Origin of the sequence: Alloalcanivorax mobilis, assembly GCF_002864685.1 — a bacterium.
Lineage (GTDB): Bacteria > Pseudomonadota > Gammaproteobacteria > Pseudomonadales > Alcanivoracaceae > Alloalcanivorax > Alloalcanivorax mobilis.
Genome location: NZ_NMQZ01000030.1, coordinates 62654 through 77255 on the forward strand (window position 1 = coordinate 62654; position 14602 = coordinate 77255).

General features: G+C 63.3%; 13 protein-coding genes. 6 read left to right on the forward strand and 7 right to left on the reverse strand.

Annotated features, from left to right (window positions below; genetic code table 11):
• Positions 1–49 precede the first annotated feature (49 nt).
• Genes dmpG through CGS25_RS14125 form a run of 6 tightly spaced genes read right to left on the reverse strand, consistent with a single transcriptional unit; the run spans position 50 to position 5181 of the window.
• Positions 50–1054 (reverse strand): 4-hydroxy-2-oxovalerate aldolase, encoded by a 1005-nt coding sequence (dmpG, locus tag CGS25_RS14100; RefSeq protein WP_101675856.1) that lies wholly within the window; start codon positions 1052–1054, stop codon positions 50–52.
• Positions 1051–1998, reverse strand: coding sequence for an acetaldehyde dehydrogenase (acetylating) (locus CGS25_RS14105; protein ID WP_101675857.1), 948 nt, complete (start codon positions 1996–1998; stop codon positions 1051–1053). The genes dmpG and CGS25_RS14105 overlap by 4 nt, the downstream gene beginning before the upstream one ends.
• A gap of 44 nt (positions 1999–2042) precedes the next feature.
• Entirely contained in the window at positions 2043–2810 is a 768-nt protein-coding gene (locus tag CGS25_RS14110; RefSeq protein ID WP_101675858.1) for a 2-keto-4-pentenoate hydratase, read from the reverse strand.
• Positions 2807–3646, reverse strand: coding sequence for a 2-keto-4-pentenoate hydratase (locus tag CGS25_RS14115; protein ID WP_101675859.1), 840 nt, complete (start codon positions 3644–3646; stop codon positions 2807–2809). Before CGS25_RS14115 ends, CGS25_RS14110 begins: the two co-directional genes overlap by 4 nt.
• Before the next feature lie 26 nt (positions 3647–3672).
• A complete protein-coding gene (locus CGS25_RS14120; RefSeq protein ID WP_089032776.1) occupies positions 3673–3867 on the reverse strand; it encodes a tautomerase family protein in 195 nt (64 codons plus the stop codon).
• 48 nt (positions 3868–3915) lie between these two features.
• Positions 3916–5181 carry an MFS transporter gene (locus CGS25_RS14125; protein ID WP_089032777.1) on the reverse strand — a complete coding sequence of 422 codons (1266 nt, stop codon included), beginning with the start codon at positions 5179–5181 and terminating at the stop codon, positions 3916–3918.
• 229 nt (positions 5182–5410) lie between these two features.
• On the opposite strand from CGS25_RS14125, the gene CGS25_RS14130 reads away from it, so the two are divergent.
• Both CGS25_RS14130 and CGS25_RS14135 read left to right on the forward strand, forming a co-directional pair.
• A complete protein-coding gene (locus CGS25_RS14130) occupies positions 5411–6085 on the forward strand; it encodes a hypothetical protein (protein ID WP_101675860.1) in 675 nt (224 codons plus the stop codon).
• Positions 6086–6485: 400 nt separating this feature from the next.
• Positions 6486–7292, forward strand: a complete 807-nt coding sequence (locus CGS25_RS14135) for an IclR family transcriptional regulator (protein ID WP_089032779.1) — start codon at positions 6486–6488, stop codon at positions 7290–7292.
• On the opposite strand, the gene CGS25_RS14140 is transcribed toward CGS25_RS14135, so the two are convergent.
• A complete protein-coding gene (locus CGS25_RS14140; RefSeq protein WP_232802417.1) occupies positions 7289–7963 on the reverse strand; it encodes a hypothetical protein in 675 nt (224 codons plus the stop codon). The two genes, CGS25_RS14135 and CGS25_RS14140, sit on opposite strands and share 4 nt — an antisense overlap.
• 397 nt (positions 7964–8360) lie before the next feature.
• Between CGS25_RS14140 and acnA the strand changes: the two genes are divergently transcribed.
• From acnA to CGS25_RS14160, 4 genes are all read left to right on the forward strand, one after another.
• Positions 8361–11111, forward strand: a complete 2751-nt coding sequence (acnA, locus tag CGS25_RS14145) for an aconitate hydratase AcnA (RefSeq protein WP_101675863.1) — start codon at positions 8361–8363, stop codon at positions 11109–11111.
• A gap of 323 nt (positions 11112–11434) precedes the next feature.
• A complete protein-coding gene (locus tag CGS25_RS14150) occupies positions 11435–12010 on the forward strand; it encodes a hypothetical protein (RefSeq protein WP_157933837.1) in 576 nt (191 codons plus the stop codon).
• A gap of 540 nt (positions 12011–12550) precedes the next feature.
• A complete protein-coding gene (locus CGS25_RS14155) occupies positions 12551–13510 on the forward strand; it encodes an ABC transporter permease (RefSeq protein WP_089032783.1) in 960 nt (319 codons plus the stop codon).
• Positions 13511–13526: 16 nt separating this feature from the next.
• Positions 13527–14480 (forward strand): ABC transporter permease, encoded by a 954-nt coding sequence (locus CGS25_RS14160; RefSeq protein WP_101675864.1) that lies wholly within the window; start codon positions 13527–13529, stop codon positions 14478–14480.
• Positions 14481–14602: the final 122 nt, after the last annotated feature.

A 14602-nucleotide genomic window follows, 5' to 3' on the forward strand; every position in this document is an offset into this window, starting at 1 on the left:
GTTTGATTTTGATCTTGGCGTCCGACGTCCGACGTCCGACGTCCACCCTCTAGCCTTTCAACAAATCCAACGCCACATCGACAATCATGTCTTCCTGGCCACCCACCATCTTGCGCCGCCCCAGCTCCACCAGAATATCCACGGTCTTAAGATCGTAGCGCTTGGCGGCGGCTTCGGCGTGGCGCAGGAAACTGGAGTAAACACCGGCGTAGCCGAGCGCCAGGGTTTCGCGGTCCACTTGCACCGGCCGATCCTGCAGCGGCCGCACGATGTCGTCGGCGGCGTCCATTAATTTATACAGGTCGCAACCGTGCTCCCAGCCCAGCTTCTCGGCGGCGGCGATGAACACTTCCAGCGGCGCGTTGCCGGCGCCGGCGCCCATGCCCGCCAGGCTGGCGTCCACGCGATTCACGCCCTCTTCCACCGCGGCGATGGAATTGGCCACGCCCAGGCTCAGGTTATGGTGGGCGTGGATGCCCATGCCGGTGGCCGGGTCAAGCAGGTCCCGGCAAGCGCGCACCCGGGCGCGCACGTCGTTCATGTTCATGGCGCCGCCGGAGTCCACCACGTACACGGTCTGCGCGCCGTAGCTTTCCATCAGTTTGGCCTGTTCGGCGAGGCCTTCGGGCGTGTTCATGTGGCTCATCATCAGAAAGCCGACCGTGTCCATGCCCATCTCCCGCGCTTTCTCAATGTGCTGCCGGGAGACATCCGCCTCGGTGCAGTGAGTGGCGATGCGGGCGCCGCGGGCGCCGGCGGTGTAGGCGGCTTTCAGGTCATGAATGGTGGCGATGCCGGGCAGCAGCAGCGTAGTGATCATGGCGTGCTGGGTGACGTCCGCCACCGCTTCGATCCATTCCACGTCGCTGTGCGCGCCAAAGCCGTAGTTGAAGCTGGAGCCCTGGAGGCCATCGCCGTGGGCCACTTCAATGGAGTCCACTTTGGCGTCGTCGAGCGCCTTGGCGATCTGTCGCGCGTTATCCACGCTGTACTGATGGCGAATGGCGTGGCTGCCATCGCGCAGGGTGACATCGGAAATATACAGCTTGCTCATTGCCGGGCCTCCAGTTGAGTGAGCCGCGTCTCGGCCAGTCGTTCGGCGCAGGCCATCGCCGCCGAGGTCATGATGTCCAGGTTGCCGGCGTAGGCGGGCAGGTAGTGCGCGGCGCCTTCCACTTCCAGGAACACCGACACTTTCAAACCGCTGAGCTTACCCAGACCGGGCACGTTCACCGGCGCGTCGGCGGGGATCTCTTCGAACTGCACTTTCTGCTTGAGCCGATAGCCGGGCACGTAGCCGCGCACTGTGTCGGCCATCGCGTTGATCGACGCTTCGATCCGCTCGCGGTCGGCGTTTTCGCACAGCACGAACACGGTGTCGCGCATGATCAACGGCGGCTCCGCCGGGTTCAGCACGATGATCGCCTTGCCACGGGTGGCGCCACCGAGCTTTTCAATCGCCAGCGAGGTGGTCTCGGTGAATTCGTCGATGTTGGCGCGGGTGCCCGGCCCGGCGGACTTACTGCTGATCGAAGCCACGATCTCGCCGTAATGCACCTTGGCCACCCGCGCCACCGCCGCCACCATGGGGATGGTGGCCTGGCCACCACAGGTGACCATGTTGATGTTGTCGGCGTCGAGCTCGTCGTCCAGGTTGATCGAGGGAATCACGTAGGGGCCGATGGCCGCCGGGGTCAGGTCGATTACCTTGATGCCATGGGGTTTGAGCCGTTCGTAATGATGGGCGTGGGCGCCGGCGGAGGTGGCGTCGAACACCACCTTGATGTCCTTGAAACCGTCCATCGCCAGCAGCCCGTCGATGCCCTCGGCGGTAATCGGCACGCCCAGGCGCCGGGCCCGGGCCAGGCCGTCGGACGCCGGGTCGATGCCGACCATGGCGCCCACTTCCAGATGCTTGCCGTGGCGCAGGATCTTGATCATCAGGTCGGTGCCGATGTTGCCGGAACCGATGATCGCCACTTTGATTGGTTCACTCATAACCGTTACTCCAGCCCGCATCGGGCAGTAGACAGAGGCAGGGTTCAGGCGCCGACATGAAAGCCGACCCGACCCAGACGCTCCACTTCAAGCTGCACATGGATACCCGGGCGCAACCATTGCGCCGAGGTGGCGGCGCCGGCCATCACGATGGCGCCGGCCGGCAACGGCTCGCCGGCCTCTTCGGCGACGCGCGCGGCGGCGGCCAGGGCACGCAGCGGGTGGCCCAACAGCGCGGCGCTGGACCCCAGCTCCTGATCGACGCCGTCGAAACTCATCACCATGCCCAGGTTGGCCAGGTCAGTGCGCGGGTCTGCCCACGGCCCGACCACGAAGCCCGACGACGAGGCGTTGTCGGCGATCACGTCGGACAGCGAAAATTTAAAATCCTGGTAGCGCGAATCGATGATCTCCAGGGCCGGCGCCACCGCCTCCACGGCGGCCAGCGCCTGGGCCGGGGAAACGTGCCCCGACAGCGGCCGCTTGAGCACGAACGCCAGCTCCGGCTCCACCCGCGGGTGAATAAAACGGCTCAGATCCAGCGTGCCGCCATCGTCCACTTGCATGCCGCTGGTGAGCCGGCCCCAAATCACATCGTCAACGCCCATCTGGATCATCTTGGCGCGGCTGGTGAAGCCCATCTTGATGCCCACCGGGCGCTCGCCCCGGGCCAGCCGGCGCGCCACCGAGCGGCGCTGGATCTCATAAGCGTCCGCCAGCGGCAGCTTGCCGTCCGGGTCGATCTGCGCCATCGCGCGGGCGCTGAAGGCGGCCTCGTCCAGGCGCGTGGCGATGTCGTCGATACGGGTCATTGCGTGTTCTCCTGTGGGTTGGCGTTGTCGTCCGGCGCCTGATCGAACACCGCGCGCACCGACCCCAGGCCGGACACCCGCGCCTCGATCACGTCACCGGGCGCCACCTCGACCATCGGCCCCAGCGCCCCGGAGAGCACCAGATCGCCGGCGCGTAACGGCTGCTCCAGTTGCGCCATGCGGCGCGCCAGCCACAGCACCGCATTAAGCGGATTGCCCAGGCAGGCGCGGCCCACGCCCACTGACACCGGCTCGCCGCGCCGCTCCATCACCATGCCGCACAGCTCCAGATCAAGGTCCGCCAGCCGCCGTGGCGTGGTGCCCAGCACGAAGGCACCGCTGGAGGCGTTGTCGGCGATGGTGTCGGCGATGCGAATGTTCCACTGATCGATGCGGCTGCCAACGATCTCGATGGCCGGCAGCGCGTAGTCGATGGCGTTGATCACATCCACCAGGCCCAGGCGTGCCTCATCCAGATCACGGCCCAACACGAACGCCACCTCGGCCTCCACCTTGGGCTGATGCAGGCGCGCCCAAGGCACCGGCTCGCCGGGGCCGAACCCCATGTCGTCAAACAGGGCGCCAAAGTCCGGCTGGTCCACGCCCAACTGGGTTTGCACCACCCGCGAGGTCAGGCCGATCTTGTGGCCCACCCGCCGCTGGCCCTGTTGCAGGCGCAGGTCATTGTTAAGGCGCTGGATGCGGTAGGCATCGTCAATGCCCAGCCCGGGCAGGCTGTCGCGCAGCGGTTCGATGTAATGGTGGCTGTCCGCCGCCTGGCGCAGGCGTTGCGCGGCCTGCTCCAGGGCGGAGCCGTCAAACGAAGAGCGGGACATGAAAATTCAATCCTTCTGGTTCAGTGTCAGGAGGCCGGCGCATCGCTTTTCAGGCGATCGCCCACCGCGAAGCGCGTCGGCGGCAGCTCGCTGACCATCACCCGCACGGAGCCAATGGGCGCGTTCAGTTGCTCGCTGACGCAACGCGCCACTTCACGAATGCAGTTTTCCACCAGGGCGTCATCGCGCCCCTCCACCAGGGTGATCTGTACGATCGGCATGGTTGACTCCTTCGAAGGCGGCCGTGGCCGCCCGGTTGATCGGCTCAATTACTCCAGTTCGATGGCCTTCTGCTTGGGCAGGAACAGCAGCACCACCAGCGCCGCCAGCGCGAAGAACATGGAGGTCAGCAGCAGCCCCGAGCCGAGCCCGAAGCGATCCGCCGAGAAGCCGATGATGGCCGGCGCCACCGCGCTCACCGCGCGGCCGCCGTTGTAGACCACGCCTTGAGCGGTGGCGCGGATCGAGGTCGGGTACAGCTCGGCGAAGGTGGGCGCGAAACCGCTGTAAAAACCGGTGCCGAAGAACGCCACCACCACGCCAAACGCCATCAGCACCAGCGGCTCCTTAATCAGCAGATACAACGGCACCGCCACCGCCGACACCACGAAGAACGTCACGAAGGTGGCGCGGCGGCCGATCGCGTCGGAGATATAACCGAACGACACAAAGCCGATCGCCGCGCCCACCTGCATGATCACGATCCAGGTGGTGGACTTAACCAGATCCAGCCCGGCGCCGCCGTCCGCCACCGGCGTGGACAAATAAGTGGGAATCCAGGTGAACAGGCCCCAATAGCCACACATGGCGGTGATCATCAGCGCCATGCCGAAGGTGGTGGTGGCGGCGTGATCCTTGAACAGCACGCGCAGGCTCTCTTTCAGGGTCAGACGCTCGGTCTGGTTTTTCCAGATTTCCGACTCGCCCATGTGGCGACGAATGTAGAACGCCAGCAGCGCCGGCAGCAGGCCCACCACGAACACCCAGCGCCAGCCGAACAGCGGCAGGATCACCGCGGCGGTGATCGCCGCCAGGGCATAGCCGGAGGCAAACGCACTCTGCACCCAGCCCAGCACCTTGCCGCGGTGTCGCGCCGGCCAGCTCTCGCTGACCAGCGCCGAGCCGGCCGACCATTCGCCGCCCACGCCCAGGCCCACCACCACGCGGAACACCATCAGTTGCCACACGTTGGCGGACAAGCCGCACAGCGCCGTGCCCACCGAATAACAAAGAATGCTCAGCACCATTGAACGGGTGCGCCCGATGCGGTCGGCGAGAAAGCCGAACACCAGGCCACCAAACGCGGACGCCAGCAGCGTCGCCGAGGCCACCAGCCCGGCGGCGCCTTTATCGAACCCCAGATCCTTGCCCACCGACGTGATGATCATGGCGAACAACATCAGATCCATGATGTCGAGCATCCAACCCAGATAGGCGGACCGGAACGTCTGCCACTGGTGCTTGGTGGCGCCCACCCACCAGCGGCTCGATGAACCGGAAGACGGCGCCAGGGATTGCTCAGCGTGTTGTGTCATTGGTCATTGCTCCTCGGCTCGACGCACTTAAAAGGTGCCGTCGAAACCGTCTGCTTGTTGTTTTTGTGAGCCAACCAAACTGGCTCATCTGTTGCTGTGATCGATACATTATCGGATTTTTTGGATTTTTGAAGCCCTAAATGCTAAAAAAAGAGACAGTCGTATCTTTCATCGATACAATCACGTCAATTTCCTCATGCCCTCCTCAAAAACAACACGGAGACAAGCCATGACCGCTCTCAAGCTGAGCCTCTACGAAGACACGCTGCCGGCGGCGGCGGACCCGGTCTACCTGCCCGCGCTGGCGCGCTCACTGTTCGTGGTGCAAGGCGCGTTGTCGGTGGAATCCGACACCGGCGCCCAGTGGCTGGACACCGGTGCCGCCCTGGTCGAGCAGAGCGAACAAACCCTGCTCGCCGGCGCCGACGGCGCCACCCTGTGGCGCTGGGAACTGTCCCTGGCGGACCACGGCGCCAGCCGCACCCTGCGCGCCTCCCCCGCCGCCACCTCGACATTGAAACTGGAACAAACCCTGGACCTGCCGGCCGGCTATCAATGGCTGATGCGCTGCGACCGGGTCGCCTTCCCTCCCGGCGGCACCGCCTGGACTCACGTCCACCAGGGCCCCGGCATCCGCTGCTGCCTGAACGGCGAGATCAGCATCGAAACCGAAGGCCGCTCGCTCAGCTACCCGCCCGGCTCCGCCTGGTTCGAGAAAGGCCCCGAACCGGTGCTCGCCCCCACCACCGAACAGCGCGACACCACCTTCATTCGCTGCTTCCTGCTGCCACGCCAACTCAAAGGCCGCAGCTCAATCCGCTACGTCCACCCCGAAGACGCCCAACGCCCCAAAGTACAGGCCTACCGCGTCTTCGCCGAACGACACATCCAACTACCCCAATAACCCCCCCAATCGGGGACACGCATAACTTTCCAATCGGGGACACGCATGAATTCAGCCGCCCCGAGAGGCCTGCTCCTGAGCCCTCCTGCTGTGTGAAAGATGCGTGTCCCCGATTGGAAAGTTCTGTGAGAAAGATGCGTGTCCCCGATTGGGTGGATGCGTGTCCCCAGTCTTCCGATGCGTGTCCCCAGTCTTCCCCGGAAGTTATGCGTGTCCCCAATCTCACAGTCTCACACCACATGCGTGTCCCCAGTCTCCACACCCCCAGTCTCATCAGTCTCACCCGCTCTGGACCCGGCGGCGCTTTGCGCTAGACTAGCCACGGTGACCGCTGGATCGCTGGCCGAGACAAGGCCGTCCGGCGGCGGACGCTCCTTCAATCAACCAGGACGATGACCCGGTGGCCGATTCAGACGATATGCCCCTTGCCGACCCTACGGAAAAAGACGAACGCAGCCTGCCCGGCGGCGTGATTTCGTTGATGATCATCGAGGCGCTGGCGAGTGCCGAGCAGGGCCTGGGCGTAACTCAGATTGCCCGGCAACTGGGCATGCCCAAGGCGCGCGTGCATCGCCATCTCAGCGGTTTGCGCGAACACGGCTATGTGACCCAGCAGACGCCGGGCAATCAGTACCGCATCGGTTGGCGGCTGTATCTGCTTGGTCAGCGCTTTACCCGTCAGTTCGACATCGTCTCGTTGGCGCGCCCGGCGATGGAATCCCTGCGCGACAGCACCGGGCAAACCGTGGTGCTGGCCACTTTCGCCGAGGGCGAAGTGGTGGTTCTGAATTTGCTGCGCGGACACACCGCGCTGGAAATCGCGTTGCGCCCTGGCACCCGTTTCCAGGTCAATTCGGTGGCCCAGGGCAAGGTCGCCTTGGCGTTCGGCCCCGCGGACCTTTTGGAAACCGTGCTTTCCCAGCCACTCCAGGCAAGCACCCCCCGCACCATCGTCGACCCGGACCGCCTGCGCAGTGAGATTGAGCTGGTGCGCCGACGCGGCTGGGCGGACGGCCCGGAGGAGGTGTTCACCGGCGTCAATGCCCTGGCCGCGCCGCTGTTCCAGGCCGGCGACCGGTTCTTTGGCACGGTTGCGCTGGTCGGCTCGATTCACTACCTGCCGGTGAAGCCCCTGCAGGAGCACGTCGAAAAACTGTTGCTCGCCTCACGGCAGATCTCCGCGCTGCTGGGGCAGCAGCAGGGCTAGGAAAGCTGGTCGCTGCGCTCGACCATCGCCTGCATGCGCCGATGCAACTGGCGGCGCGTGCGCCAACCGGTCAGGCGACGGCTGTCCCAGCTTTCCGGCACCAGACAGCGCTCGCCATCCGAATCGCGGATCAGAAAGCGCCGCCGCACGCCGATGGGCGGGTCCTCGGAACCGTACACCGCCAGCAATTCGATGCTCAGCGCGCGCAGGCACACCGGCGCCGGGTCGTGGGCGGCACGGGCATCATTGCCCTTCAGGCGCAACCCTTCACCACGCGCGATCCGTTCGATCACCTCATCGAAGGTACCGATGTGCAGAAATTCGCCGGAGCCCAGCGGCCCCTGACGGGTGCTGTCGCGCAACCCGCCGGCGCCGTGCTCATCGCCCTCGCGGTAATTCTGCTCAAGCTCGGTGACGTCCAGCGTGTATTGGCCCTGATCGGTCTCCAGATGAGCAATGATGTGCTGAATAAAAATCGATTCAGCACTCATGTTACTGATCAGACACAACGCCCCCGGCCCCTGGCTCTTACCCCGGTTAATCAACACCCGTGGCCGGCGCTGGCGTCTGTAGCCGTTGTACAGCAGTTGCGCGTACACCAGCCAGATCAGCAGCGTGCCGGCGTTGGTCAGCAACATCAGCAGTTTCTGATGCTGGGTAATCCACTCCATCACTCCGTGGCTCCTTTGTTCCAGACAAGCGCACAGCCTGCGGATAATGACCGCATAGGCCAGTAAAACCGGGTAATAAAGCGCCGCGCTTTGCGAAAAGCTGTAAAAAAACACCCGCCCCAAGAGTGCCCTGCCACCACCGCGCGCCTTGCTCTGGCAAGGGTGTGGGCCGCGCCATGGGCCATCCTGGCTGGCGCCGAGCGTGCCAGGCATCGCCAACGGCCATGGCGGCGATAGTCGGCGGCGTCTGTTGCCTTGGTTCATGTGTTCGCCATTAGGGCGTAGTATCAAACAGCAATAATCAGTCGTCGCCGGGATGCCGGGCGGCGCGGCCAAAGCCCTGCTGTACCCTCGCCCGGCCACGACTCACAAAACACGCTCACTAAGGAGGTGCGCAGTGACACGGATTGGCCAGGACACCCTGAAAAGCGCCAAAACCCTCGACGTCGGCGGCAAGACCTACCACTACTTCGATCTCAATACGGTGGCCGACAAGGGTTGGGGTGATCTCAGCAAGCTTCCCTTCTCACTCAAAGTTCTGCTGGAGAATCTGCTTCGTCACGAAGACGGTGAAACCGTCACCGTGGACGACATCGAAGCGCTGGTTCGATGGCTGGATAAACGCTCCTCCGACAAGGAGATCAACTACCGCCCGGCACGGGTGCTGATGCAGGATTTCACCGGCGTGCCCGGGGTGGTCGATCTGGCCGCCATGCGCGACGCCATCGCCAAGGCCGGCGGCGACCCGGAACGGATCAACCCGCTCGCCCCGGTGGACCTGGTCATCGACCACTCGGTGATGGTGGACAAATTCGGCAACGCCCAGGCGTTCGAGCAGAACGTGGAAAAGGAATACGAGCGCAACAAGGAACGCTATCAGTTCCTGCGCTGGGGCCAGAAAGCGTTCGATAACTTCAGCGTGGTGCCGCCGGGCACCGGCATCTGTCACCAGGTCAACCTGGAATATCTGGGCCGTGGCGTCTGGTCCAGCGACACCGACAACGGCGACACCTACGCCTACCCGGACACCCTGGTCGGCACCGATTCCCACACCACCATGATCAACGGCCTGGGCGTGCTCGGCTGGGGCGTGGGCGGCATCGAAGCGGAAGCGGCGATGCTCGGCCAGCCGGTGGCGATGCTGATTCCCGAAGTCGTCGGTTTCAAGATCACCGGCAAACTCAACGAAGGCGTCACCGCCACCGACCTGGTACTGACCGTCACCGAAATGCTGCGCTCGCACGGGGTGGTCGGTAAGTTCGTCGAATTCTTCGGCGACGGTCTGGCCGATCTGAGCCTCGCTGACCGTGCCACCATCGGCAACATGACACCGGAATTCGGCGCCACCTGTGGGTTCTTCCCGATCGATGAACGCACCACCGAATACATGGAACTGACCGGCCGGCCGAAAGAGACCATTGAGCTGGTCGAGGCCTACTGCAAGGCGCAAGGCCTGTGGCGCTCCAGCGACGATCCGGACCCGCAATTCACTGACACCCTGGAGCTCGACCTCAGCGAAGTGGTGCCCAGCCTGGCCGGCCCGAAACGGCCCCAGGACCGGGTCCCGCTGACCGGCGTGAAAAGCACCTTTATCGACGTGCTCACCAAGGAACTGAAACTCGACGACGAAGAGATCAGCAAGCTGGAAGGCGAAGGCGGCCAGACCGCCGTGGGCAACCACGAGCCCACCAGCGGCGTTAACGTGAGCATGAACGGCGAGAACTTTCACCTCGACCATGGCGATGTGGTGATTGCCGCGATTACTTCCTGCACCAACACCTCCAGCCCCAGCGTGATGCTGGCCGCCGGCCTGGTGGCGCAGAAGGCGGTGGCAAAAGGCCTGACCCGCAAACCCTGGGTGAAAACCTCACTGGCGCCGGGCTCCAAGGTGGTCACCGACTACCTGGCCAAGGCAAAACTGCAAGACCCGCTGAACGAGCTCGGTTTCGATTTGGTGGGTTACGGCTGCACCACCTGTATTGGCAACTCCGGACCGCTGCCTGATGAGATCGACAAGGCGATTACCGAAGGCGATCTGGTGGTAGCCTCGGTGCTCTCGGGCAACCGCAATTTCGAAGGCCGCGTGCACCAGAGCGTGCGCACCAACTGGCTCGCCTCGCCGCCGCTGGTGGTCGCCTATGCGCTCGCCGGCAGCGTCAAAATCAGCCTCGACAAAGACCCGCTCGGCCACGACAACGACGGCAACCCGGTTTATCTCAAAGACATCTGGCCCTCCAGCAAAGAGATCCAGGACGCCATGGTGGCGGTCAATCAGGAAATGTTCCGCAAGGAATACGCCAGTGTCTTCGAAGGCGACGACACCTGGAAAAGCCTGCCGATTCCGGATTCCAAAACCTACGAGTGGGACAACAAGTCCACCTACATTCAGAACCCGCCGTTCTTCGACGGCCTGACCGCCGAAGTGGACGATGTCCAGCCGGTGAAGAACGCCCGCGTGCTGGCGCTGCTGGGCGATTCCATCACCACCGACCACATCTCCCCAGCCGGCGCCATCAAGGCGGACAGCCCCGCCGGGCATTACCTTCAAGGGCACGATGTGGAGCCGATCGACTTCAACTCCTATGGCTCCCGGCGCGGCAACCATGAAGTGATGATGCGCGGCACCTTCGCCAACATCCGCATCCGCAACGAAATGACGCCGGACATCGAAGGCGGCTACACCAAACACATGCCCGGCGGTGAGGAAATGCCGATCTACGGCGCCGCCATGCGCTACCAGAAAGACAACGTGCCCTCGGTGGTGATCGCCGGTAAAGAGTACGGCACCGGTTCCAGCCGCGACTGGGCGGCCAAGGGCACCCGCCTGCTGGGCGTGCGCGCGGTGATCGCGGAAAGCTTCGAGCGCATTCACCGCTCCAACCTGATCGGCATGGGCGTGCTGCCGCTGCAGTTTCCGGAAGGCACCACCCGTAAAACGCTGAATCTGGACGGCAGCGAGGAAGTCGACATTCCCAACCTGGGCAATGACCTCAAGCCCGGCGAGGAAATCGACGTGGTGTTCCGCAAACAGGGCGGCAAGGAACAGACCGTGAAAGCGATCAGCCGTCTCGACACCGGCGCCGAGGTCACCTACTTCAAGAACGGCGGCATCCTGCATTACGTGCTGCGCCAGATGATGACCGACTGACTCCACCCGCCGGGGCGTCCCCCGCCCCGGCGTTTCCTTCCCCGCACTAAACAACGAAAAAAAGCGCGCTCACAACCGGCCGTTACCTCAGGGCGCACCGTTTCGTTTTCATTATCGCATTTGCGTATTACGCAAATCATTCCGTTTCTCTTGCAGGAAATCGGCTCTCTTTTTTGTCAGCCTTTGCCCATTCATAAGCAATTCGTGATGACGCTCTTAACTCTTTGATAGAGCTCTATAGCGTCTTATTAGGCGCGGTGATTTTATAGAGCGGGTGCCGATGATTCAGGACATTGCAGGAACGCAAATGTTGAATAAAGAGAATGGAACTCAGCATTATGGAACAGGCGATAAGAAGACCTCCAAGGGTCCACCCCTACCTCTATCTTTACCGTAACCGCAATGGCCAGTTCTGGTGGTGCGCCGTGCCTTACGTGGATAGCCGCGGACGGCGCCGGCAGCGAAGGCGCTCGTTCCGTGACAGCCGGCTGGGCGGCAAGAGCAACGCCCTGGAGATGGCGCGGCGCTGGCGCGATGAACAGATTCAGCAGCCGGATGTGCGCGACGCCATGGGCGATCAGCGCCCGCTGGTACTGTACGCCGCCGACCGGCTGGGCGAAATCGGCCAGCGTGAGAACCCGTTCGGCCTGGTAGGCATTACCGCCACCTTTCGGGAGCAACCGCTCGGCGGAAATTTCTCGGTGACCGCCAACCGCGGGCGCAAGAAATGGTTCTCCATGCGCCGCTATGGGGGCTTCGGCGCATTCAAGCGGGCGGTGATGCAGCGCTGCCACTGGGTTGGCGCGCCAATGCCCGACGAAGCCGATTTGCGCCAGCGCTATCAGCACTGGGCCCAACGCAACCGGGACCTGTTGCGCCGCCACGGCCTGGAGCCCTAAGAAGCACTCTCTCCGGCCCGGGGCCGCGCCCGGGCCGAACGCTTCCTTAGGTAACAACCATCAAAGCACGGCCGCAAAAATAATGTATTTCTATTAACCTTTTCCATTATTTTGATCTGTAAAAACTGACGCCTGTCATTCGACTTCACTATCAACACCCACCTTCGTCACAACCGAAGTGCCCTGAGGAAAACCGCTTTCCTCTCATTAAAGACAAAAAAGTTCTATCAAAACAGCCATTTAATCGGCTATCGCCAGCCCAGTCATACCGCCGGAGAATGTGCGAGACCAGCCGGTCATTTACGTCAACCCCATGCCTTGACACCTCGAGAACCCCCGTACTAAAGTGAAATTGAAGTTCATTATTCGATCTTCACGGCCTCAAATTAATGTTTGTTGACTATTTTGGCCATTATCTGCCCAACCCGAAACGCGCTTGAAAACGCCGGGCAGTTGCATTCAAACAACAACAACGCGCCCCGCCAGAGACAGCGCATTTGGCGCTTCTCCATGGGGCCCGATTCGAATAGGGATATCACCATGGGTGCCTATGCTTTACGCCGTCTTCTGGCGCTGATCCCCACCCTCTTCGTTGCCAGCATCATTGTTTTCAGCGTGGTGCGGCTGGTGCCCGGCGACGTGCTCGATCTGATGCTCAGCGAGAACGCCTACTCCTCCGGCGCACCGGAAGACCGTGCTCAGTTGGAACGCGCCCTGGGTCTGGATAAACCCCTGTATCTGCAATATCTCAGTTGGGCCGGCAATGCGGTGCGCGGCGATCTGGGCCACTCACTGTGGCGGGACACGCCGGTTACCCAGGAAATCGCCGCGCGCCTGGGCGTGACTCTGGAGCTGGGTATTCTGGCTCTGCTGATCGCTTTGCTGATTGCCTTCCCAGTGGGCATCTGGTCGGCGGTGCGCCAGGAAAGCCTGGGCGACAACATAGGCCGCAGTTTCTCGATCATCGCTTTGGCGATTCCCAATTTCTGGCTGGGCACACTGGTGGTGATTTTGCCCGCGCTCTGGTGGGGCTGGTCGCCGCCCAGTCAGCTCACGCCGTTCTTCGAATCGCCCCTGGAAAACCTCAAGACCTTTATTGTGCCAAGCCTGATTCTGGGCGCCTCGCTGTCCGCGGTGATCATGCGCATGACGCGCACCATGATGCTGGAAGTGCTGCGCCAGGATTACATCCGCACCGCCTGGGCCAAAGGTCTCAAGGAGCGCCGCGTGGTGCTTCGCCACGCCGTCAAGAACGCCATGATTCCGGTGATCACCCTGATCGGCGTGCTGGTGCCGATTCTGTTCGGCGGCACCGTGATCATCGAACAGATTTTCCGTTTGCCCGGGCTCGGCCAGCTTCTTCTGGAAGCGGTCACCAGCCGGGACTACCCCATCATCACCGGTGTGTTCCTGGTCACCGGCATGGTGGTGATGCTCGTCAATTTGCTGGTCGACCTGTGCTACGGCTACCTCGACCCAAAAGTCCGTTACGACCGGTGATTCCTGGGAAAACACTATGAGCACTTCGATCAACCAGGCGCGGCCAGCCAGCGTGGCAGCCGCCGCCCGGCGCGCCAGGCCCCTGCCCAAGCCATTGCGTTTTCTCGGCCGGCTGTGCCGTGAGCGCCCGCTGGGCGCGGTGGGCGGGCTATTGTGCGTGCTGCTGCTGCTCACCGGCGTTGGCGCCGACCTGATCGCCCCACAGGGCTACAACGCCATTAACCCCATCGAACGCCTCAAGCCGCCGTCCGCCGAGCACTGGTTCGGCACCGATCAACTCGGCCGTGATGTGTTCGCGCGCATCGTGCACGGCGCCCGTCTGTCGGTGATCGTGGCGTTCGCCGCCACCACCCTGTCGATTATGATCTCGGCGCTGATTGGCATTGTCAGCGGCTACTTCGGCGGGCGCCTGGACTCGTTCACGCAGCGTTTCGTGGACGGCTGGATGTGCTTTCCAGACCTGATCATTCTGATCGTGGCGGTGGCGGTTCTCGGTCCAGGCACCTGGCAGATCATCGTCATTCTCGGCTTGCTGTTCGGCATTTCCGGATCGCGCATCGTGCGCGGCGCCGTGCTCAGCGCCAAACAGAATGTTTATGTGCACGCGGCGCGCTCCATGGGCGCCTCCAGCCCGCGCATTCTTTGGCACCACATTCTGCCCAACGTGATGGCGCCGCTGATCGTGCTCTACACCACCCGCCTGGCGGCGGTGATCCTGGCCGAATCCGGCCTCAGCTTCCTGGGCCTGGGCATCCCGCCACCGGCACCGAGCTGGGGCGGCATGCTCAGCCTGGACGGCCGCAGCTATATGTTCCAGGCGCCCTGGCTGGCGATCATTCCCGGCGTCGCCCTGACCCTGGCCGTGTTCGGCATCAATATGTTCGGCGACGCCCTGCGTGATCTGCTCGATCCGCGCATGCGTGGCGGCGGAGGCCGCTACTTCGCCCGCGTCCGCCGCCCGATAGTGTGATTCGCCCATGAGTCCGATACACCGCGCCCAACACCGAGAGACCGCCATGCAAACCGATATGGAAAGTGTTGCCGCCGCCGCGCCGGCCGCCGCCGCGCCGGTCGCCACCGCGCCCCGGCCCG

Excerpts from the sequence above, each read along its gene's own strand:
- dmpG (WP_101675856.1), bottom strand. The coding sequence starts at position 1,054 with ATGAGCAAGCTGTATATTTCCGATGTCACCCTGCGCGATGGCAGCCAC.
- CGS25_RS14105 (WP_101675857.1), bottom strand. The coding sequence starts at position 1,998 with ATGAGTGAACCAATCAAAGTGGCGATCATCGGTTCCGGCAACATCGGC.
- CGS25_RS14110 (WP_101675858.1), bottom strand. The coding sequence starts at position 2,810 with ATGACCCGTATCGACGACATCGCCACGCGCCTGGACGAGGCCGCCTTC.
- CGS25_RS14115 (WP_101675859.1), bottom strand. The coding sequence starts at position 3,646 with ATGTCCCGCTCTTCGTTTGACGGCTCCGCCCTGGAGCAGGCCGCGCAA.
- CGS25_RS14120 (WP_089032776.1), bottom strand. The coding sequence starts at position 3,867 with ATGCCGATCGTACAGATCACCCTGGTGGAGGGGCGCGATGACGCCCTG.
- CGS25_RS14125 (WP_089032777.1), bottom strand. The coding sequence starts at position 5,181 with ATGACACAACACGCTGAGCAATCCCTGGCGCCGTCTTCCGGTTCATCG.
- CGS25_RS14130 (WP_101675860.1), top strand. The coding sequence starts at position 5,411 with ATGACCGCTCTCAAGCTGAGCCTCTACGAAGACACGCTGCCGGCGGCG.
- CGS25_RS14140 (WP_232802417.1), bottom strand. The coding sequence starts at position 7,963 with ATGGAGTGGATTACCCAGCATCAGAAACTGCTGATGTTGCTGACCAAC.
- CGS25_RS14150 (WP_157933837.1), top strand. The coding sequence starts at position 11,435 with ATGGAACTCAGCATTATGGAACAGGCGATAAGAAGACCTCCAAGGGTC.
- CGS25_RS14155 (WP_089032783.1), top strand. The coding sequence starts at position 12,551 with ATGGGTGCCTATGCTTTACGCCGTCTTCTGGCGCTGATCCCCACCCTC.
- CGS25_RS14160 (WP_101675864.1), top strand. The coding sequence starts at position 13,527 with ATGAGCACTTCGATCAACCAGGCGCGGCCAGCCAGCGTGGCAGCCGCC.